This is a genomic window from Streptomyces sp. PL-29 (assembly GCF_058344425.1).
This window is the reverse complement of record NZ_CP136996.1, coordinates 6,387,334-6,406,675: the sequence shown is the minus strand read 5'-3', so window position 1 is coordinate 6,406,675 and position 19,342 is coordinate 6,387,334. Positions and strand designations below refer to the sequence as shown.

Here is a 19,342-nt window from a genome sequence, read left to right as displayed (position 1 = left end):
GTAGGTCCGACAGCACCGTCACGCTCGGGCCGGGTGCCCCTCGCTGAGCAGGATCGTGGCGTCGTCGCGCAGCTGGTGACCGGGGCGGCTGAGCGCCCCGAGGGGGAGGAGCGGACCGCCTTGGCCGCCGCCCGGTGCGGGCCGGCCGGACTCCTCGGCCGCGGCGCCTCCTCGCTCGGCCGACCCGATGGCCGGATCTGAGAGAACCTCGTCATTGCGGACGCCCGGTTGGGGGAACGAGGATCAGTACATGACCGCACCCCACCGCGTCGTGATCGCCGCCTTCCCCGGCGTGGAGCTCCTGGACATCACCGGCCCTGCCGAGGTGTTCTCGGTCGCGTCCCGCGTCGCCGAGCAGGAACCGCCCCGCTACACCGTTCAGGTCGCCACCGGGGACGGCGGTCCGGTAGCCACCTCCAGCGGCCTGCGGGTCCACTCCGACCTGCGGCTGGACGAGGTGACCGGCCGCGTGGACACCCTCCTGGTGTCCGGGGCGGTCACTCGGCCCGAAGCCGGCAGCGTCCGGGCCGTCGTCGATCCGGTGGTCACCGACTGGCTCCGTACGGCGGCGCCGCAGGCGGGGCGTACCGGATCGGTGTGCGCCGGCGCCCATGTGCTGGCCGCGGCCGGCCTGCTGGACGGCCGGAGCGCCACCACCCACTGGCTCACGGCGGCGCAACTGGCCGCCGCGCATCCAGAGGTCGAGGTGGACCCCGATCCGATCTTCATCCGCTCCGGTTCGGTGTGGACCTGCGCCGGAATCACCTCGGGGATGGACATGGCACTGGCGATGGTGGCGGAGGACCACGGTCAGACCCTCGCGCTCGCCACCGCGCGCATGATGGTCATGTACGTCAAACGATCCGGCGGCCAGAGCCAGTTCAGCGTGCCCCTCTCCGTCCGGGCCCCCGCCGAGGACCGCATCGGCGAACTCCGCCGGTGGATCACCGAACACCCCGACGCGAACCTCTCCGCCGAGGCCCTCGCCAAGCGCCTCGACCTCAGCACGCGGCACTTCTCCCGGCTCTTCGCCCAGCGCACCGGCACCACGCCCGCCGCCTACGTGGAATCCGCACGGCTGGAGGCCGCACGGCGCCTCCTCGAGGAGAGCGACGCCGCTCTGCCGCACGTGGCCGCAGCCAGCGGCCTCGGCTCCCTGCAGACCCTCCACCGGTGCTTCCAACGCCACCTGGGGACGACCCCCGCCGAATACCGCCGCCGCTTCCGCTGAAGCCGCCCCCTCCCCCACCGCCCAGCCCCACTCTCCCCGGCCCGTCGTCCCTGCCCAGGGCCGTCGGATGCCGAGGCATGCCCGCCCGCCCCGGCTCGTACACGAAAGGCCCCCATGTCCGGCACGAAGATCATTCCGATTCCGGTGCTCGGCAAGCACGCGGTCAACGCCTACCTACTGCTCGGCCGCCGCCCCGTCCTCGTCGACGCCGGTACGCCGGGCAGCGGACGCCTCATCCACGACCGGATCGCCGGTCACGGGGTGGACCCCGCCGACCTCGCCCTGATCGTCATCACCCATGGCCACATCGACCACTTCGGCTCCGCGGCGGAACTGCACCGCCTCACGGGCGCACCCGTCGCAGGCCACATCGCCGACCTCCGCCCCTTTCGCACCGGCCGGCCACTGATGCCGTACCTCCCCACGGGCCCCATGGGCCGCCTGATGAACAGGAACAAGAAGCTCCACCTCGCGGCGGACCCGTTCGAACCTGGAATGCTGCTCAGAGGCGAAACCGACCTGGCGGACTTCGGGCTGGCGGGACGGATCATGCCCACCCCCGGGCACACCGCGGGCTCCGTATCCGTTCTCACCGAGGACGGGGACCTCGTCGCCGGCGACCTCGTGGCCAACTCCTTCATGGGCCTCATCCCCGGCAAACCGGCGAACCCGCCCTTCCACGACGACCCGCTGGGCAACCTCACGAGCCTGCGCGCCATGCTGGGGCTCAACCCCAGCCGCCTCCACGTCGGCCACGGCCCCTCCCTGGACCCCGAGCGGGTCCGCCGATGGGCGCGGCGGGAAGAGCGGCGGCTGACCCGCCTCCACTCCCGGGGGCGCCTTGGCAGCCGCACGAGGAGCTGACACAGGAGACCCGCGCACGGCTCGCTCCTGACCGCCGGCCCGCGACCTCGCAAACCGCGACCGCACACCGGTCGAGCCCGGAAGCCGTCCAGCGCATCGGTCCACGGCACGCCCGTAGCCGGACCGGCGGCGTCAACGGGATCGAGGAGCGGGGGAAGTGATCAACCCGAGCGTCGCGGCCCTGCGGCACCTGTGCCGGGCGGGGTGGACGCGCGGATGACCGCCGCCGCGATCCGCTCATGGCTCCGGCCGTGAACGCTCGACAGGAGCTCGCCCTGATCAGGGCTGGCAATCCCGCCACGCCGCAGTTCGGTTCACCTCGACGGATCCTCGCCCGTGAGTCCGTCGACGGACTCACGGATGAGGTCGGCGTGACCGGCGTGGCGGGCGTACTCCTCGATGAGGTCGAGGAGGATCCTGCAGAGGTTGGAACGCGCGCCGCTCCGGGTGGTGTAGGCGCCGAGTTGGTCCAGCCCGCCCGTAGTGAGCGCCTTGTCGACGATGGCGCGGGAGCGGTCGACCGCTTCCTGCCAGAGAGCGTGCAGTTGCTCAGGGGTGTCCTCGGCGGCAGAACGGTAGTCCCAGTCGGGGTTGTCGTCCCAGTCCACGGTGTCCCAGGGAAGACCGACTGGGGAGCCGAACCACAGCCGTGCGAAGTGGCTGTCCTCGGTGTGCGCCAGGCGCTTGAGGAGGCCGCCCAGAGTGACGGTGGACGGGCCGAGTGTGGCGCGGAGGACAGCTGCTGCCTCGGTGGCGGCAAGTGGAGGCTCCGGCCAGGCTTCGGTTCTGCTCTGAGTCATGATCGCCGACCCTGGCGAACGGAACTGACCGTGCACCCGACGGGGGAACGGCGACGAACCGATCGGCGATGCCACAAGAGCCGTCGGACAGGGTCTCTGCGCGCAGGGCCGCGCGTTCTCGTACCCCGCCGGCCACTACCAGCACCGTGACCAGCGGTCTGCGACAGCCCTCCTCTGGAACTCTCTCGGGTACAGCTCATATTCGTCACCGTCACCCTGAACCAGAGCTGGATCTGCTGGGACGTCCCGGACGGGGACGGTCGGGACGCACGCCCGTCCCAGCGGTACGCGATCGTCTACCCCTGCTCGGGCGTCTTGGCGGACCGGAACCGGCATCAGGCACCCGGAGCTCTCGCCGCGCTGCGCGAGGCACGCCGGGCCGATCGCCGGCGCGCGGGCCGTTCGGTCCTGTACTACCTCACCTCGGCGGGCCAGGTCCTGCTGGGAGCACAGGGGGCCGGGCTCGACGGCTGCTGACAGCCCGTCGGACCCAGGATCGTTCCGGGCGCGGGCTGGGCGAGGGCGCCGTAGGGGTTCAGCGGGCGGGAGTCTCCCGTACCGGATGCTTGCTCAGGATCGAGACCCTGTTGAACGCATTGATCGTGATGGCTGCCCAGATGGCGGCGGAGATCTCGTCGTCGTTCAGGACCTCGCGGGCCTGCGCGCATGCCCGCTCCTGGGCGAGGGCGTCGGCGGGGTGGGTGGTGGCCTCGGCGAGGGCGAGGGCGGCGCGCTCGCGGGCGGTGAAGAGCTCGGTGTCCCGCCAGGCGGCGAGCACGCCGAGGCGCCGGGTGGTCTCCCCGGCGCGCAACGCGGCCCGGGTGTGGACGTCGAGGCAGAAGGCGCAGCCGTTGAGCTGGGACACCCGGAGGTTGACCAACTCCAGCAGGATCCGGTCGAGTCCGGCTTCGGCAGCGGTCGCGCGGACGGCGTCGGCGGCCTTGACCAGCGCCTGGTAGGCGGCGGGGCTCTGCTGGTCGAGGTAGATCCGATCACCGGCCCGGTCGGCCGCCACGACCTGTACCGTCTCGCTCACGCCGCACTCCTTTTCACCTGTTGTCCCGGGTTGCCTTCGGAACTATGATCACCCACAATTGTTGAAAGTGAAACTATTTTGGCGGCGGAGAGGCTGGGAGATGGATCACACGGCGGCCGGTGACAGGGCGGTGGCGACCGAGGTCGAGGTCCTCGCCGCCCGGGACGTCCCCCTGGGAGGGCCACGGGCGATGACCGTACGGCGGACTCTGCCTCAGCGGGCCAGGACGCTCATCGGGGCCTGGTGCTTCGCCGACCACTACGGGCCCGACCGGGTCGCCGACTCCGGGGGCATGGACGTCGCACCCCACCCCCACACCGGACTCCAGACCGCCAGCTGGCTGTTCAGCGGCGAGATCGAGCACCGCGACAGCATGGGCACCCACGCCTTCGTGCGGCCCGGCGAGATCAACCTCATGACCGGGGGCCACGGCATCAGCCACACGGAGGTCTCCACCCCCGCCACCACCGTCCTCCACGGCGTCCAGCTCTGGGTGGCCCTGCCCGGCGAACACCGGCACGCACCGAGCGAGTTCCAGCACCACGCCCCCGGGCCGCTGCGGAGGGACGGCGCGGAACTCCGGGTCTTCCTGGGCACCCTCGCCGGCGACACCTCCCCCGTGCGCACCTTCACCCCGCTGCTCGGTGCCGAGGTCCTCATCGACGCCGGTGCCACCGTCACCCTCGACGTCGACCCCGGCTTCGAACACGGACTCCTCGTCGACGAGGGCGACGTCCGCCTCGACGGAACTCCCCTGCTTCCGGCGGAACTCGGCTACGCCGCCCCCGGGCGCACCACCCTCGCCCTCGCCAACGACTCCGATCGCCCGGCCCGGACGGTCCTCTTGGGCGGACCGCCCTTCGAGGAGGAGGTCGTCATGTGGTGGAACTTCATCGGCCGCAGCCACCAGGACATCGTCGAGGCGCGGGACCAGTGGGAGCGCGCCTCCGACCGCTTCGGCACCGTCGACGGCTACCCCGGCGAACGGCTGCCCGCCCCCGCCCTGCCCAACGCCGTCATCGCCCCCCGCAAGAACCCTTCCCCCCCCCCCCGCTGACCCCGTACCGACAGGACGCCTCCGCCATGACCGACCGGAACTCCACCGCCGCCCCTGTCGTCCGCCGCGTCGACGCCCGCCACCGCTACGAGATCCTCATCGACGGCGAGCGGGCAGGCCTGACCGCCTACCGCGACCGCGACGACCAGCGAGTGTTCTTCCACACCGAGATCGACGACGCCTACGCCGGCCGGGGACTCGCCGCGATCCTCGTCGAGCAGGCCCTGACCGACGTCCGCGCCTCCGCCCAGCGCATCGTGCCCGTCTGCCCCTACGTCGCCAAGTTCCTCACCAAGCACCAGGAGTTCGCCGACATCACCGACCCCGTCACCCCCGACGCCCTCACCTGGCTCGACGCCCAGCTGGGACGGTGAGCCCCCGCGGGAACACAGGGTGCGGGGTGCGGGGTGCGGGGTGCGGTCGAGCGCGGTGTGTTCACAAGGAGTGGAGGCGACCGCGGCCGGCCGTGAGCGCTGCACCGTTGCTCCCGGCACCGCGAGGTGACCCTGCTGGTGGCCCGCCGCCTCGACCCCGGGCCGCGAAGCCGGCTTCGAGCGGTGGGGGAAGGGCACCCTCGAAACCGCGGCATCGCTCCCCGGCCGGCTGGGGTGCGGACTGTTCCGCCCCTCCGGCCTCCGAGTGGAAGGCCGTCACGGCCCGATGGGGGCCGATCGTCGACGAGCCCGACGAGTTCGACGGAGCCGCGGACGCCCGCGGCGGGAACTGCCGGGGGGCGGAGGCGGACTCCCGCGAACGTCAGAGGTGCAACCAGCTCGGGTTCGTGAGGGCGGCTGGTGGTCCGGGCAGGGGCGGCATCTGGGCCGGTGTGGCGGGTACGAGGGGCCCGCTCCCCGAGTCCGGTCCTCGCCCACCGTCCCGTGTCAGCGCCCGCCCGGCCATCTCCGCGGCAGCGTCCACGACGACGGAGGGGGCGACCGGGCGGCGCCGTGCCACCGATCGACGCGCCCATGACCCCCGCGCACGCGCGACGCGGAGGGACGGCAGGCACGGCTGCCCCGGAAAGACCTGTACATCTCCTGGGCACATCCGACAACACAGAGGATTGCATACCCCTAGGGGTATTTTCGGAAGGTCGGAATTCCGACCCCGACTTCGCGCTCTGCGGAAAGGCCCTTACGATGCCGCTATGGATCAGCAGGCGAAGCGCGCGAGGACGCCCCTCGGGCTGCGCTCTTGCCTCCTGCTGGTCCTGGCCGTACTGACCGGCCTCGTGGCCATGCACGGCCTGGGGCCCGGCGCCGTGGCGGCTTCGGCCGCCCCACCCGGGTGCGCGGCCGCCCACGAGGCGGCCCCCACGCACGGCATCCCTGCCGCCGGCGGGCCCGTGAGGCATCACGACCCGGCTGTGCATGCCGGTGAGTCGACCGGCGACGGAAGCGGCGGGCACGCCCAGCACGCGGATGCGACCTGTGCTGCCGCGGGCACGGCGGGCGCCCCTACCCTTTCCTTCCCGGCCGCCGGGCCCGGCGGGGTCGCGGACGCGCCGGCCCTGGGGCCCGGGACCCACGCGAACGGTGCCGCCGGTGGACGCGCGCCGCCGTCACTGAGCGAACTGCAACTCCTGCGCATATAGGGCGGCCCCGAGCTCTCGGACCAGCCCACACCCCGGCACGCCCCTCCGCGCGTGCCTTCACCGCAGGAGTTGCACCACCATGACCACCAAGCGTTCCCTGATGCGCCGCGCCACCGCTGTGGCCGCGACCGCCACCGCCGCCCTCGTCCTCGCCGCCTGCGGTGGGAACGGCGACGACACCGGTTCCGCCCAGAACGGCAACAGCCCCGCTGCGCCGTCCGCGTCAGCGTCCGCCCCCGCGCAGCGGGGCGAGAACAACGCCGCCGACGTCGCGTTCGCCCAGGGGATGATCCCCCACCACCGCCAGGCCGTCGAGATGGCCGACCTCGCCGCGACCCGCGCCGAGGCGGCCGAGGTGAAGAAGCTGGCCGCCGAGATCAAGAAGGCCCAGGACCCGGAGATCAAGACCTTGTCCGGCTGGCTGACCTCCTGGGGCGAGCAGGTCCCTGCCGAAGGCGAGGGCCACGATGGGCACGACATGTCCGGCATGATGTCGGCCCAGGAGATGAAGCAGCTGGAGTCCTCGTCCGGCAAGGCGTTCGACACCGCCTTCCTCCAGATGATGGTCGAGCACCACGAGGGCGCAGTCGCCATGGCCAAGACCGAACAGTCCGACGGGAAGTACGGACCCGCCAAGGACATGGCCGGAGCGATCATCACCTCCCAGAGCGCGGAGATCGCCCAGATGAACACCCTCCTCGGCAACAAGAGCTGACCCGGTCCGGCACGTCTCGGTGCGGGCAGCCGGCATCGGCTGCCCGCACCCCGCCGAACAGCCTCTTCTCACACTGTCTGGACATCACCTATGACCATCCGCTTTCGCCTACCCGCGCTCGCGGCCGCCGCGACGGGCGTCGCCCTGCTTCTGACCGCCTGCTCCACCGCGGACCCCCGGCCCACCGCGACCAGGGCCGGCGATCCCGACCCCGGAACGGGGCACCTCCACGGTCTCGGCGTGGACCCCGTCGACGGCAGCCTCTACGCCGCCGGACACCTGGGCGTCTTCCGCCTCAGCCCCACCGGCGCCGTACGGATCGCCGACCGCTACCAGGACACGATGGGGTTCACCGTCGTCGGCCCGCGTACCTTCCTCGCCAGCGGCCACCCCTCCCCCACCGACCCCGCCGCCACCTCGCCGCATCTGGGGCTGATCCGCAGCACCGACGCCGGGCAGACCTGGACCACCGTCTCCGCCGGCGGAGAGGCCGACTTCCACTCCCTCCAGCAGGCAGGCTCGATGCTCTACGGTCTCGACAGCCAGACCTCCCGTATCTGGGCCAGCGAGGACGGCGGCACGACCTGGGACCGGCGCGCGAAGCTCCCAGCCGGTGACCTGGCCGCCCACGCGGCGGCGCCCCAGGAGGTGTGGGCGACCACCCGCGAGGGCCTGCTCCACAGCACGGACGGCGGCACCACCTTCGAGCCGGTCCCAGGAGCACCGGCCCTGACAGCCGTGGAACGGCCCGCCCCGGACCAGTTGATCGCCCTCGCTGCCGACGGCACGGTCGTGGCCAGTGGCGATGGCAGCTCCTGGACCGAACGCGGCCACCTCCCGGGCGGTGTACGGCCCGCCGTACTCAACGCGGCAAGCCCCACCCACCTGCTGGCCGCCGACACGAACGACGCCGTCTACGAGTCCAAGGACGGCGGACGCACGTGGACCGCCGTGCACCGGCCGGACCACGCGGGGACGAGCCACTGAGCTGCCCAAAGTCAGCTGCAAGATCACCCATCGGAGTGAGGACGGAGCCTCCCGGGGCCGCCCGGTAGGGCGCCACGGGGCCGTGGATAGGATCGCGACGTGAACACCGCCCGGCCCCGTACCTCCGCGCTGCGGACCCGCATCCTCGCGGGCCCGCAGCGCGTGCTGCTGGTGGCCCTGCTCGTGTTCGCCTTCCTCTACTCGCACGGAGTGAGCCCGGACGGCGTGCGCGGCCACACCGACACGGCCGCCGGCGTCATCACCCCCACTGCCGATCCGGTGCTCGCCGAAGGCGCCCCGGACGACCGTCACGGCGGCGGGCACGGAGCCTCCCACGCCGCGGAGGAGTGCGCCACCAGCCAGCCGCAGCAGCCGCCGACGCTGAGCCCTCCCCCCGAGCACGCACTGCTGCGGATCCTGCCCTCGGTGCTCGGCGCGTCCCCGGACCGGTATCCGGGCACGGCTCCTGCCCCGGGCTGCTCGCGCCCGCCGGGCACAACAGCGATCCTGCGCATCTAGACCACTCCCGCTCCCGGCGCCTCCGTAGGCCGTCGGTGAGCCGATGCTGCCCACACGCACGTCACTCTGCCCGTCCCGAACAGGGGCCGGGCCGGTGCAGCCTGCCCTCCGGTAGCCGCTCCTGCCCCTACCACTGCGACGCGACCGTCGCCGATTCGGCCTGGGCTGCACCCGTACACCTGCAAGGAGTTCCCATGACACCCGCCCAGCTCGCCGACGGCGCCCCCGCCGCGGCCGTCCCCGCCCCCCGGTCGGCCGGCCGCACCGAGATCCGCGAAGCCCGCTCCCGCCGAAAGAGGCTCCTGGCCCGCTACCTCGGATACGTCGGCTACTTCGTCGGCGCCGGCCTGATCAGCGGTGCCGTCGTCCACCATCCACTGGATCCCGCCCGCTACACCCGCATCGCCCTGTACGGCGTGCTGGTATTCCTCGCCGCGACAGCCCTCAACGAGTTCCTGCTCACCCGTCGCAAGCCGACGTTCCGGCAGGTGGCGGGCATCATGGTCGCCTCCTTGCTGCTCTCCTTCGGCATCGGCATGCTCAGCGGCGGCCTTCAGCACTTCGAGGACTTCCCCACCCGCGCCGCCACCCTCGTCCCCGTCGGCATCCTGCTCTCCTTCATCGCCTTCGTGATCAAGGACGAGGACGCCTCATGGCGGCGGATCTTCGGGCTGACGGGGCTCGCCGTCCTCCTCACGGCCGTCGCCGCCTTCACCGGCCTGCGCTACGTCGCGTCCTCCATGGCTCCGGAATCGGGCGGGCACAGCCACGGGACCGGCGCCGATGAGAGCGAGACCCACGACGAGGAGCCGACCGTGACCAGCAGCGGGCAGCCCGCCCCGCAGTCCGAGCCGGCAACCCCGGCCCGCAGCGCTCCTGCCACTTCGTCGGTCGGGCAGTCACGCGACGACGGGCACGCGCACGGGCACTGACCCCGAGGTCACGCCGTCGTCGGCGGCTGCTGCCCGGCGCCACCCAGCAGCACGGCCAGCAGCCGCCCGACGACCGTTTCCGGCTCCTCCCCGCTGCCGGGAACGCGTGTCATCAGCAGGTGGTGCATCGTGCCGACCAGCGCCAGCGCGATGGTGGGAGTGTCGGCGTCCGGTGCGATCCGGCCACCATGCTGCTCCGCCTGCAGGTACGCGACGAAGGCGTGCTGGATTGCGTCGAAAGCAGGTGCTCCGGCCCGAAAGCCTTCCCGGGTCCGGAGTGCCGCCGCCGGCCGCGTGAGCGCCAGGCCCACCACCGCCGGAGGTAGCGCATCGAGCAGGGCGAGAACGACGCTCCGGAGGTTCTCCGCGACCGTGGCCTGCCCCACCTTCTCGTCCAGCGCCCCGGCTTGTCGGGCGCTGCGCGCGAACCGGTCCAGGACCAACTCGGCGACGAACTCGTCCAGTCCTGCGAAGTGCGCGTGCAGGACGCCCTTGCCGCAGTCCGCTTCCACGGTGACGGACCGGCTCGTGAGGCCCGCTGCGCCGTCCCGCGCCACCACACGCTCCGCCGCCGCGAACAACCGCTCGCGCAGGTCTGGAATCGCCACTCCACGAGGTGACACAACAACCCCTCCCATCAAGCCCGTTGCAAGTACGGGCGATCGCCCATACTGTTTGGGCACTTGCCCATACTAGGTCGGGACGCCACGCTGCGCCCCGGCGGGACGGAGTTCACCCATGGGTCGATTCGCCAACACCGCACAGGCCGAGGCGTGGAACGGCTACGAGGGCGAGCAGTGGGCCCGCAGCCAGGAGCGTTGGGACGCCGTCAACAACGGCTTCAACCAGCCCCTCCTGGACGCCGCGGCCATCACGACAGGCGATCACGTGCTGGACATCGGCTGCGGGGCCGGGCGCAGCACCCGCCTCGCGGCCCGACGCGCCGCCCGGGGCCGCGCGCTCGGCCTGGACCTGTCCGGCCCCATGCTGGAGAGGGCCCGCGAGAGCGCCCGGCGCGAAGGCGTGGAGAACGTCTCCTTCGTTCAGGGCGACGCCCAGGTGCACCCCTTCGACGCCGAGGGCTTCGACGCGGTCATCAGCCGGTACGGCATGACGTTCTTCGCCGACCCGGTCACCGCGTTCGCCAACCTCCACCGCGCGCTGCGGCCCGGGGGCCGGCTGGCCTTCGTCTGCGCCGCCGAAGCCGAGGCCAACGAGTGGCTCCAGGCACTGGCCTCGCTGGAGGGCCTCCTGCCGCTCGGCGGCTTCGGCAGGCCCGGCCGGCCCGGCATGTTCTCACTCACCGACCCCGACCGCATCCGCACCCTGGTCACCGCGGGCGGATTCGCCGGAGTCGACGTGCAGCGGATCGAGGTGCCGGGCAACTGGGGCACCACCGCGACCGATGCCGCGGCGTTCCTGCTGGACTCCGGCCCAGGACGCCACCTGCTCAGCCAGGTTCCCCCACCGCAGCAGGCGGAGGCGCGCCAGGCACTGGCGGACACCCTGCGCCCCCACGAGGAGGACGGGGCGGTGTGGCTGCGCAGCAGTTCCTGGCTGGTCACCGCCACACCCAGCGGGGTCGGACGAAGCTGACATCCGCCCCTACCGGGCAGTTGCCGTTCAGGAGTGGACCATGCGGACGATGGCCCGGGAGGCGGCTCCGGCGACCCGATCGCATCGGGGACGCAGGAGTGGAGCTGGACCTCCAGCACGCTGAGCCCGAAGGGTCACGGGCCCCAGGGGTGACACCGACCCGGGAATCACCGGCGGCAGCCCACAGCGCCTGTGGGGCCACGGGCGGTGACGACACCTTCGTCCGCGGCCTCCGCCTTCCCGGTGACGCGGTTGACACGCGACGCACGGCGTGTCCGTCTCCACGGCCTCGCCCTCACAGGACGACTCCCGCCGCATGCGGGACCTGAGGAGTCCACGGGGGACCGGCCTGGGGGCATATCGGGGCAGCCGATATGCCCCCAGGCCGCAGACGGCTCCGCCGCCTCGCGCTCCCGGAGGAGCATCAGGTGAGGCAGAACTCGTTGCCCTCGATGTCCTGCATCGTGATGCAGGACTCGTTGACGCCATCGGCGCGCTGCGTCAGCACGTGTTGCGCGCCGAGCGCCATCAGCCGCCCGCATTCGGCCTCAAGTGTGGCCAGGCGCTCCTCACCCACGAGCCCGACGCCGACCCGCACATCGAGATGCACCCGGTTCTTGCCGACCTTGCCCTCAGGAACTCGCTGGAAGAGCAACCGCGGGCCCGCACCCGAGGGATCAGTGCACGCGAAGTAGACCTCGTCCTCTGGCGGCAGCGTGTGGTGGTACTCCTCCCACGTGCCAAAGCCCTCCGGGACCGCCGGTACGACGTACCCCAGCACCTCGCACCAGAAGGCGGCGAGGCGCGCAGGCTCCGCACAGTCGAAGGTCACTTGGAACTGTTTGATCATTGACATCGGCGCACGATAACAGGGGCCCTGCTCATCTCCCCACGTCGGGAGGTCCACGGTGGGCGAAGAAGGCCTCCACACCCGCAACCGCATCCTTGCCGCACCAAACCCTGGCCGTGGACCTAGGCCCACCCGACCATCATCCCCTCCTGAACGGCATCACGACGGATCAGGGGCTGGCGCGGCGCTCCCGGTCAACGGGCGCCGAGACAGGCGCTGCCTGTCGATCCGACCTCGCGAGTCGGTCTCCCCACCGTCCGGGGAGACCAACGGCGGTCAGGACGCGCCGACCACGACGATGTGCGCAGAGGCGTCCGTGAACACGCCCTGCTCGTCCGCCAGGCGGGCGGTGGCCACCACGTCCGCAACCAAGGCCTGCGCGGCCTCCTGCGAGGAGCATTCGCCGCATCGGGCGCGGCCAGACGTGTCCAGCGGGTTCGGCCAGCTGGCAGCAGTTCTTCCGCTCCGTCTTCGACAGTGCCCGAGCAGAAGGAGGATCGGCTGGCTCTTCAACTACCGCCGGATCACCGTCCGGTACGAGCGAAAGAGCTCCCGCTTCCTCGCCTTCCTCGGCCTCGCCGCAGCCCTGACCTGCTACAAGAAGCTCGCGAAACTCGCCACGTGAGACATGCTCTTCACGACCGCTCGTCAGGGCCTGCTTGAACTGGCCTGCAGCGTCCTACGCCTCCGCCGCCGAACCTCGATCTGAAACGATCAGTAAGACTCGGCACTCCCGAGGGTGTGGGTGATCACCGATCCCGTACGCTGGGCGCCTTTGAAGTGCGGCGAGGGGTGGGGACCACATGTCGACGGGTACGGGCGCGGGCGCTGATGGGGAGGCTGTGGCGGACGTGGTTCCCGCGCGCCGCCTCGGGCGCCGCAGGCGGAAGTGGGTGGCCGCCGTGGTGGGCACGCTGGTGGTCGTGGGCGGTGCCGGTGCCATCGCCGGCGGCATCCTCTCCGACATGGGTCTGCTGCCCGGTGACTCGATGGAGCTTGCCTGGCAGGCCCCGGTCGACCGTAGTGCTGCCGCGTACGGCAACGGCGACTGGCTCGTGGGCGACACCGTCGTCCGTAGCAGGTATGACGCTGTCACCGCCTTCGACGCCGGATCGGGGCAGCGGCGCTGGGAGTACGCCGTACCGGGCCGGGATGAGATCTGCGCCGTCAGCAAGGCGGCCGACGGCTCCGTCGCCCTGCTCGCCCATGGCGAGAGGGGGAAGGCGGATGCCGACGATGAGGCCGAACAAAACGGGGGGTGCGCCACCGTCACCGCCCTCGACCTCTCCAATGGCCGGGAACTGTGGCACACCCGCCGCGCGCCCGGGAGCGGTGAGCTGACCGCCGAGGTTGATCTCATCGCGACCGGCGGCGGTCTCGCCGTTCTGCGTGACGTGGACGACGACTGGCGGTACGAGCCGTCTGAGTATCGCCGTGTGCTGCGCGGTGACCAGGCTCTGCGCGCCTTCGACCTGCGGACCGGCGTCCCGCGTTGGAAGGCTGCGGTTGCCGAGGGATGCGTCCCGCACCGCGTCGCCGCCGCTACGCGGCAGGTCGTCGCTGTCCTTGTCTGTGGGCGCACGGAACTCAGGCTTGCCGCTTTCGACCCGGCTGACGGGAAGGAGCGGTGGATGGTGCCCCTGGACCGGCGTTCGGTCGACCTGGGGGCCGATGTGACGTTCGTCGCCGCCGACCCGCCGGTCGTACGGGTCGCGGCGGTACAGACAGGCGGGCTGCGGGCTTACCTCGCGTTCAGCCCCGACGGTCGTCCCGGGGGGCGCGTCGAGTTCGACGGCGACGCCGGGAAGATCCTCCAGTACGAGCCGGCACGGGTGACTGTGGACGACGGACGGCTCTATGCCGTCACCGAGGTCCGGTGCGGGAAGAGCGGGTGCGATCAGGTCGTCGCCTTCGATCTGGCCGGTGGCCATGAACTGTGGCGCACAGTCCTGCACCACCAGGACGAGGGGCTCGCGCTGCGGGCCGTCGGTGACCGGGTGACGGTCCTGGTCGACCGTGGCCTCAAGCAGTCGAGGAAAGAGGGACTGTACGTCTTCGACGCCGCCACCGGAGAGAAGAAGGACCGGCGCAGCTACTCGCAGGACGTCGACCACGACAAGCCCGTCGCCGACCTGATCGTCCACGACGACCTGGTCATCGCCGTCCAGTCGGGCGACGGAGTGCGTCCCTTCGCGGCCTACCGCCCCTGGTGACCCGAAGCCCGACCCCCTCCCCTCCCACGCCCAGCCCCGGCCGGGGACCTCGCCTCGGCCGCGTGCCGGCCCGCTCGAAATGCGGGGCTGCGCCCGCACTGGGGCGGGGGCGGGTCGGACGTGACTGCGGAGAGCCAACCGCCACTTCGCTGGCGGCTTCGGGCGTACCGGGCCTGGACAGCCCGCCCGCCCCTGGACCTGGCTGGTTACCGGACGGTTTCTCCCTCACGTCGACCGCCCGCAGGTCAGGTGCCGCAGGGGTGGCGGGGTGCCCCTTTCTCTTTGGTCACCATGGATGGGCGCTGTTTCCGTGGCCGTTGAGAGGCGGTCTAACGTGGTGGCTCGGCCATCCGACCGTGCTCGTGAGATCGTCCGTCATGGCTGTGGATCTTGCGCGGGAAGCGCCGGTGGCGGACCGGAAGGTTGTCACGGCGATGGTCTACGTGCTGAACAGCGGTTGCGTCTGACGCTGCCTGCCGCCGACGTTCGGCACCTCGCCCGCCACCGCGCATCACCGGTTCACGACGTGGACCAAGGCCGGTCTGTGGCGGCAGCTGCACCGGGCGGTGTTGGACGAATTCGGTGCCACGGGCGAGCTGGATTGGACCTCAGCGATTCTCGACACCGCATCCGTCTACGCGAAGTACGCGGCGACCAGGAGCACGCGGTCCTCCAACGGCAGGCTCCAGGGCCGGCCTGTGCGTACCGGGTCCACACCCTCACGCCGCAGAGCGGTGATCAGCTTGCCGAACTGGCGCGGGCTCAGCCCGGACGCGTGGATGGTCCCGCCGTCCCACCCGCGGGGATGGTCCCCCGATTGTCAGGAACAGCAGGCCGTCCCAGGACTGCTCCCCGCACCCGCGGTGATGGCCCCACCGATCGCGCCTGGGTCGCCTCCACCGCCGTCGGCTCCCCGCGCGCGGCGATGGCCCCTCGCCAAGCTGGTCGAGTTCCACGAGCACAGGCCTCCAGGTCCACCTCTCGGTCGAGACCGGACCAGCGAGGCTGTTGTCACCTGTCCACAAGGGACTGGAACGCGCCCACGCACGCACCCCAGTGACGGATGGCAGCCCTTGGCTGCTCCGCCGACAAAATCTCAGGCTCCGACGCCGCAATGACAGATCCCGCCGACCGCTGCGGACACTGGGACTGGGTGCGACCCGCGAGCAAATCTAACTACTCGTCAGCAAAGTCAGCAAAAGGTCAGCCTTCGTCTGAGCAAAGTTGATTACAGCCTGCTACAGATAAAACTCGGCCACCGGCACCGGCGACTGTCTGACCATGCCCGGTAGCTTCTCGTCCAACAGGAGAAGCGGAGGGCTGGGCGCGAAAGCCACCCCCAGCCTTCAACCGCGTAAAATAGCAGGTCAACGAACCCTTCCCCTGGGCTTCAGGTGGGTAGGAGGCAGTTCCGGGGACGGAATCGGAGGGCCGTCGTAGCCTTTCACCTCACCGAATCGGGACCCGTTCATCCAGTCTTCGCGGGCCTGCGCGATCTCCTCGTGGGACCGTCCGATCCAGTTCCAGAACATCACGATCTCCTCCTCGAACGGCTCGCCGCCCAGGAGCATCAGGCCCGCGTCCGAGGCCGCGCGCAAGGGGAGTTCCGTGCGGCCGCAGCCGAGGTAGAGCATCGAGCCCGGGAGCACCGGGACGCCGTCCACGTGGGCTTCGCCTGACATCGACAGGACGGTGTACTCGAAGTCCGGGTCGAGGGGGAGGCGGGTCTCGGCGCCCGCCGTCAGGGTCAGGTCCGCGCCCACGATCGGGGTGTACGCCGTGCCGGGTGAGGTCGCCGTGTCCAGGGTGCCGAGGATGACGGTCGCCGTCAGGCCCGGGGCCGTCACCCGGGGCAGGTCCGCGTGGTGCTGGAAGTGCGGTTCCACGTTGCGGTGGGCATCGGGCAGGGCCACCCACAGCTGGGCGCCGTGCAGGAAGCGGGCGTGCGGGCGTGGGCTCTCCTCGGAGTGGCTGATGCCCCGGCCGGAGGTCATCAGGCCGAGCTCGCGCGGGCGGATCGTCTCCAGGCTGCCGACGCTGTCGCGGTGCAGTACCTCGCCCTCGTGGAGCCAGCTGACCGTCTGGAGTCCGGCGTGTGGATGCGGCGCCACCTGCATGCCGGGCTCGTCGGCGATGTCGTCCGGACCGTAGTGGTCCACGAAGCACCAGGCGCCCACCATGCGGCGGCCCAGGTTGGGCAGGAGTCGGCGGACTTCGGTGGACTCACCGAGCTTGACCGTGCGCGGGCTGAGGAGCTCGCGCACCGGTTCGGCCACGACGAAGCCGCGGCCGCCGCAGGCGGAGAGAGCGGGCTGGCGATCGAGATTGCTCATGGGCACAACCTAGCTCCGAGGGGCGGGGGTGTTGAGTGGAATGCTCCGGCCGTCGGCCGTGTTGCAGGCAGCGGACGAACCACCCGAACGGCGGAAGGAACGCGATGAAGGCGCCGACGGAGTACTACGAGCACGGGACGGCAGCCGAGCGCTGGGCGCGCGCCCAGCTCTTCTTCGACGCCCGGGAATACGCGACGGCCGCCCGGATCCTGGAGCCGCTGGCGGACGAGGCTCCCGAGCAGCTTGCTCCCCGGCTGCTGCTGGCCCGGGCCTTCTACCACTCCGCCCAGCTCTCCCGCGCCGAGCGCGAGCTGCGTGCCGTGCTGGAGCGCTGGCCCGTGGAGGACTACGCCCGGCTCATGCTCGGCCGCACCCTGGAACGCCTGGGCAGGACCGGCGAGGCCCGCCCCCACCTGCGGATGGCCGCCGCGATGGCCGGCGAGTTCCCCGAGTAGGGCTGGCTCCCCCGGGAGGGCGGGTTCCCGGAGCAGGGCAGGCTATCCGGGCTCCGCGGGCGTCCCGGGCGTCCCGCCGCCGCGGCCGCCCGGCCCGTGTGTGCGGGGCCGGGCGGCCGTCTCGGTTAGCCTGGGGGCACGATGAACCGTCTGACCACGCCTTTCGGCTCCTACGAGCTCACCCGCTTCCCCGAGGACCCGCGCGACCGGCTCCGCGCCTGGGACGCCGCCGACGAATACCTGCTGCGCCACCTCGACTCCGGTACGGGGGAACGCGGTCCGGTGGACTTGGCCGGGGCCGGGCAGATCACCATCCTCGGCGACCGCTGGGGGGCGCTGACCACGGCACTGGCCGCGTACCGCCCGACGCAGATCACGGACTCCTACCTCTCCCGGGCCGGTACCGCGGCGAACCTGGACCGGGCCGGGATCGGCACCGCCAAGTCCACGGTGCGGCTGCTGACCACGCAGGACCCGCCGCCCGAGCGGATCGACGTACTCCTCGTCCGGGTGCCCAAGAGCCTGGCGCTGCTGGAGGACCAGCTGTACCGGCTGGCGCCGCACGTGCACGCGGGCACCGTCGTCGTGGGCACCGGCATGGTCAAGGAGATCCACACCTCCACGCTGAACCTCTTCGAGAAGATCCTCGGCCCGACCAGGACCTCGCTCGCCGAGAAGAAGGCCCGCCTGATCTTCTGCACCCCCGGCGCCGCCGCGACGCGGGGCGACGACCCGTGGCCGGTGACGTACCAGCTGGACGGCGACGCGGGCTCCGGCGCCGGGCTGACCGCCGTGAACCATGCCGGGATCTTCTGCGCGGACCGGCTCGACGTCGGGACGCGCTTCTTCCTGCAGAGCATCCCGACCAACACCAACGGCGCCCGGGTCGTGGACCTGGGCTGCGGCAACGGCATCGTCGGCACCGCCGTCGCCGTGGCGGACCCGCGCGCGGAGGTCGTGTTCACCGACGAGTCGTACCAGGCGGTGGCCTCGGCGAAGGCCACGTTCCGGGCCAATGTGCACCGCGAGCGTGAGCGGGCCGACTTCCTCGTGGGCGACGGCGTGGCCATGCTGGACCCGGGCTCGGTCGACCTGATCCTGTGCAACCCGCCCTTTCACTCCCACCAGGCCACGACCGACGCGACGGCGCTGCGCATGTTCGCCCAGTCCCGCAAGGTGCTGCGGCCGCACGGCGAGCTGTGGGTCGTCGCCAACCGGCACATGGGCTACCACACGCACCTGCGCCGGCTCTTCGGCAACAGCGAAGTCGTGGCGAGCGAGCCGAGGTTCGTGGTGCTGCGGGCGGTCAAGCAGGATCGTCGAAGCCCTGTGTGACCTGCCGGTACGCCCTACACTCTGGCGCGTGAACAGCCAGGTGGGGGATGGAAGCGGTGGCGGGCGCTACCGCCGGGAGGACGTGGCGCGGGCGGCCGGCGTCAAGGTGCGCAACCTGCGCTACTACCAGGAGCGGGGGCTGCTCCCGCCGCCGCGCCGGGAGGGCCGGATCGCCTGGTACTCCGACGACCACCTGACCCGGCTGCGCCTGATCAGCGACCTGCTGGGACGCGGCTACACGGTCAACGGCATCGCGGAGCTGCTGAAGGCGTGGGAGGACGGCGGCGGCCTGTCACAACTGCTGGGCCTGGAGCGGGAGATGACCCGCGACTGGGTGCAGGAGGAACCGGTGACGATGAGCCGGGTCGAACTGCGCGAGCTGTTCGGCCCGACGGCCACCGCCGAGGACACCCGGCGGGCCGCGGAGCTCGGCTACGTCACCGTCGACGGGGACCTGATCACGTACCCGAGCCGGCGGCTGCTGGAGGCGACACTGGCGCTGGTGCGGCAGGGGGTGCCGCTGACGGAGATCCTGGACGCGGGCGAGTTCGTCCAGGCGCAGGCGGCCGCCCTCGCGGACCGGTTCGTCGGACTGTTCCGGCGGCACGTGATCGGCCCGGAGGGACTGGAGCCGTTTTCGGCCGCCCGGCTCCAGCACGTCACGGCGGCCGTGACGGCTCTGCGGCCGGTGGCGGGCGAGGTCGTGGCCACGGAGTTCTCCCGGGCGATGGCCCGGCGGGTGGACGCGGAGGTCGCCGAACTGCTGCGTACGGAGCAGTAGGAGTCGACTCAAAGGGTGCGCTCACACAACCTTGCCAACCACCA

The 19,342-nt window shown here is 71.7% G+C and carries 22 protein-coding genes and 1 pseudogene; 17 read left to right on the top strand and 6 right to left on the bottom strand.

Features of this window, described 5'->3' with window-relative positions:
- The first annotated feature begins 33 nt into the window (after positions 1-33).
- The 3 genes from R4Z63_RS29180 to R4Z63_RS29170 all read left to right on the top strand — a co-directional run bounded on the left by R4Z63_RS29180 (position 34) and on the right by R4Z63_RS29170 (position 2,095).
- Positions 34-201: a hypothetical protein gene (locus R4Z63_RS29180; RefSeq protein ID WP_384445065.1), complete on the top strand. Its 168-nt coding sequence runs from the start codon at positions 34-36 to the stop codon at positions 199-201.
- Between the two features lie 49 nt (positions 202-250).
- Positions 251-1,231 (top strand): GlxA family transcriptional regulator, encoded by a 981-nt coding sequence (locus R4Z63_RS29175; protein ID WP_384445067.1) that lies wholly within the window; start codon positions 251-253, stop codon positions 1,229-1,231.
- Positions 1,232-1,345: 114 nt separating this feature from the next.
- Positions 1,346-2,095 (top strand): MBL fold metallo-hydrolase, encoded by a 750-nt coding sequence (locus R4Z63_RS29170; protein ID WP_384445069.1) that lies wholly within the window; start codon positions 1,346-1,348, stop codon positions 2,093-2,095.
- A gap of 314 nt (positions 2,096-2,409) precedes the next feature.
- On the opposite strand, the gene R4Z63_RS29165 is transcribed toward R4Z63_RS29170, so the two are convergent.
- Positions 2,410-2,895, bottom strand: a complete 486-nt coding sequence (locus R4Z63_RS29165; RefSeq protein WP_384445071.1) for a mycothiol transferase — start codon at positions 2,893-2,895, stop codon at positions 2,410-2,412.
- Positions 2,896-3,210: 315 nt separating this feature from the next.
- Here R4Z63_RS29165 and R4Z63_RS29160 point away from each other — a divergent pair, with 315 nt between their 5' ends.
- Positions 3,211-3,372: a hypothetical protein gene (locus tag R4Z63_RS29160; RefSeq protein WP_384445073.1), complete on the top strand. Its 162-nt coding sequence runs from the start codon at positions 3,211-3,213 to the stop codon at positions 3,370-3,372.
- A gap of 58 nt (positions 3,373-3,430) precedes the next feature.
- On the opposite strand, the gene R4Z63_RS29155 is transcribed toward R4Z63_RS29160, so the two are convergent.
- On the bottom strand, positions 3,431-3,931 hold the full coding sequence (locus R4Z63_RS29155; RefSeq protein WP_384445075.1) for a carboxymuconolactone decarboxylase family protein: 501 nt from the start codon (positions 3,929-3,931) through the stop codon (positions 3,431-3,433).
- Positions 3,932-4,031: 100 nt separating this feature from the next.
- On the opposite strand from R4Z63_RS29155, the gene R4Z63_RS29150 reads away from it, so the two are divergent.
- The 7 genes from R4Z63_RS29150 (at position 4,032) to R4Z63_RS29120 (ending at position 9,735) form a co-directional block, all read left to right on the top strand.
- Entirely contained in the window at positions 4,032-4,988 is a 957-nt protein-coding gene (locus R4Z63_RS29150) for a pirin family protein (protein ID WP_491522604.1), read from the top strand.
- Between the two features lie 26 nt (positions 4,989-5,014).
- The gene (locus tag R4Z63_RS29145) at positions 5,015-5,362 is read left to right on the top strand and encodes a GNAT family N-acetyltransferase (RefSeq protein ID WP_384581501.1); all 348 of its coding nucleotides are present in this window, start codon (positions 5,015-5,017) and stop codon (positions 5,360-5,362) included.
- 773 nt (positions 5,363-6,135) lie between these two features.
- A complete protein-coding gene (locus tag R4Z63_RS29140) occupies positions 6,136-6,582 on the top strand; it encodes a DUF6153 family protein (RefSeq protein WP_384445077.1) in 447 nt (148 codons plus the stop codon).
- Positions 6,583-6,661: 79 nt separating this feature from the next.
- Positions 6,662-7,297 (top strand): DUF305 domain-containing protein, encoded by a 636-nt coding sequence (locus tag R4Z63_RS29135; protein WP_384445079.1) that lies wholly within the window; start codon positions 6,662-6,664, stop codon positions 7,295-7,297.
- Positions 7,298-7,387: 90 nt separating this feature from the next.
- Complete coding sequence (locus R4Z63_RS29130; protein ID WP_384445081.1) at positions 7,388-8,284, top strand: F510_1955 family glycosylhydrolase; 897 nt, start codon at positions 7,388-7,390, stop codon at positions 8,282-8,284.
- 99 nt (positions 8,285-8,383) lie between these two features.
- Positions 8,384-8,803 carry a hypothetical protein gene (locus tag R4Z63_RS29125; RefSeq protein ID WP_384445083.1) on the top strand — a complete coding sequence of 140 codons (420 nt, stop codon included), beginning with the start codon at positions 8,384-8,386 and terminating at the stop codon, positions 8,801-8,803.
- A gap of 194 nt (positions 8,804-8,997) precedes the next feature.
- Positions 8,998-9,735: a hypothetical protein gene (locus R4Z63_RS29120; protein ID WP_384445085.1), complete on the top strand. Its 738-nt coding sequence runs from the start codon at positions 8,998-9,000 to the stop codon at positions 9,733-9,735.
- Between the two features lie 8 nt (positions 9,736-9,743).
- Here the strand turns inward: R4Z63_RS29120 and R4Z63_RS29115 are convergent, their stop codons facing one another.
- The gene (locus R4Z63_RS29115) at positions 9,744-10,358 is read right to left on the bottom strand and encodes a TetR/AcrR family transcriptional regulator (protein ID WP_384445087.1); all 615 of its coding nucleotides are present in this window, start codon (positions 10,356-10,358) and stop codon (positions 9,744-9,746) included.
- A gap of 115 nt (positions 10,359-10,473) precedes the next feature.
- Between R4Z63_RS29115 and R4Z63_RS29110 the strand changes: the two genes are divergently transcribed.
- Positions 10,474-11,331 carry a class I SAM-dependent methyltransferase gene (locus tag R4Z63_RS29110; RefSeq protein WP_384445089.1) on the top strand — a complete coding sequence of 286 codons (858 nt, stop codon included), beginning with the start codon at positions 10,474-10,476 and terminating at the stop codon, positions 11,329-11,331.
- 424 nt (positions 11,332-11,755) lie between these two features.
- On the opposite strand, the gene R4Z63_RS29105 is transcribed toward R4Z63_RS29110, so the two are convergent.
- A complete protein-coding gene (locus tag R4Z63_RS29105; RefSeq protein ID WP_384445091.1) occupies positions 11,756-12,187 on the bottom strand; it encodes a VOC family protein in 432 nt (143 codons plus the stop codon).
- Between the two features lie 418 nt (positions 12,188-12,605).
- Here R4Z63_RS29105 and R4Z63_RS29100 point away from each other — a divergent pair, with 418 nt between their 5' ends.
- Entirely contained in the window at positions 12,606-12,806 is a 201-nt protein-coding gene (locus R4Z63_RS29100) for a hypothetical protein (protein ID WP_384445093.1), read from the top strand.
- 178 nt (positions 12,807-12,984) lie between these two features.
- The gene (locus R4Z63_RS29095; protein ID WP_384445095.1) at positions 12,985-14,394 is read left to right on the top strand and encodes an outer membrane protein assembly factor BamB family protein; all 1,410 of its coding nucleotides are present in this window, start codon (positions 12,985-12,987) and stop codon (positions 14,392-14,394) included.
- Between the two features lie 640 nt (positions 14,395-15,034).
- Here the strand turns inward: R4Z63_RS29095 and R4Z63_RS29090 are convergent.
- Together R4Z63_RS29090 and R4Z63_RS29085 are read right to left on the bottom strand one after the other, a co-directional pair.
- Positions 15,035-15,175: pseudogene (locus R4Z63_RS29090) on the bottom strand (IS5/IS1182 family transposase); the annotation flags it as partial.
- A 586-nt stretch (positions 15,176-15,761) separates the two neighbouring features.
- Complete coding sequence (locus R4Z63_RS29085) at positions 15,762-16,727, bottom strand: pirin family protein (protein ID WP_384445097.1); 966 nt, start codon at positions 16,725-16,727, stop codon at positions 15,762-15,764.
- A gap of 104 nt (positions 16,728-16,831) precedes the next feature.
- Between R4Z63_RS29085 and R4Z63_RS29080 the strand changes: the two genes are divergently transcribed.
- From R4Z63_RS29080 to R4Z63_RS29070, 3 genes are all read left to right on the top strand, one after another.
- A complete protein-coding gene (locus R4Z63_RS29080) occupies positions 16,832-17,182 on the top strand; it encodes a tetratricopeptide repeat protein (RefSeq protein WP_037916592.1) in 351 nt (116 codons plus the stop codon).
- 150 nt (positions 17,183-17,332) lie between these two features.
- On the top strand, positions 17,333-18,517 hold the full coding sequence (locus R4Z63_RS29075) for a methyltransferase (RefSeq protein ID WP_384445359.1): 1,185 nt from the start codon (positions 17,333-17,335) through the stop codon (positions 18,515-18,517).
- Positions 18,518-18,545: 28 nt separating this feature from the next.
- Positions 18,546-19,298 (top strand): MerR family transcriptional regulator, encoded by a 753-nt coding sequence (locus R4Z63_RS29070; protein WP_384445100.1) that lies wholly within the window; start codon positions 18,546-18,548, stop codon positions 19,296-19,298.
- Positions 19,299-19,342: the final 44 nt, after the last annotated feature.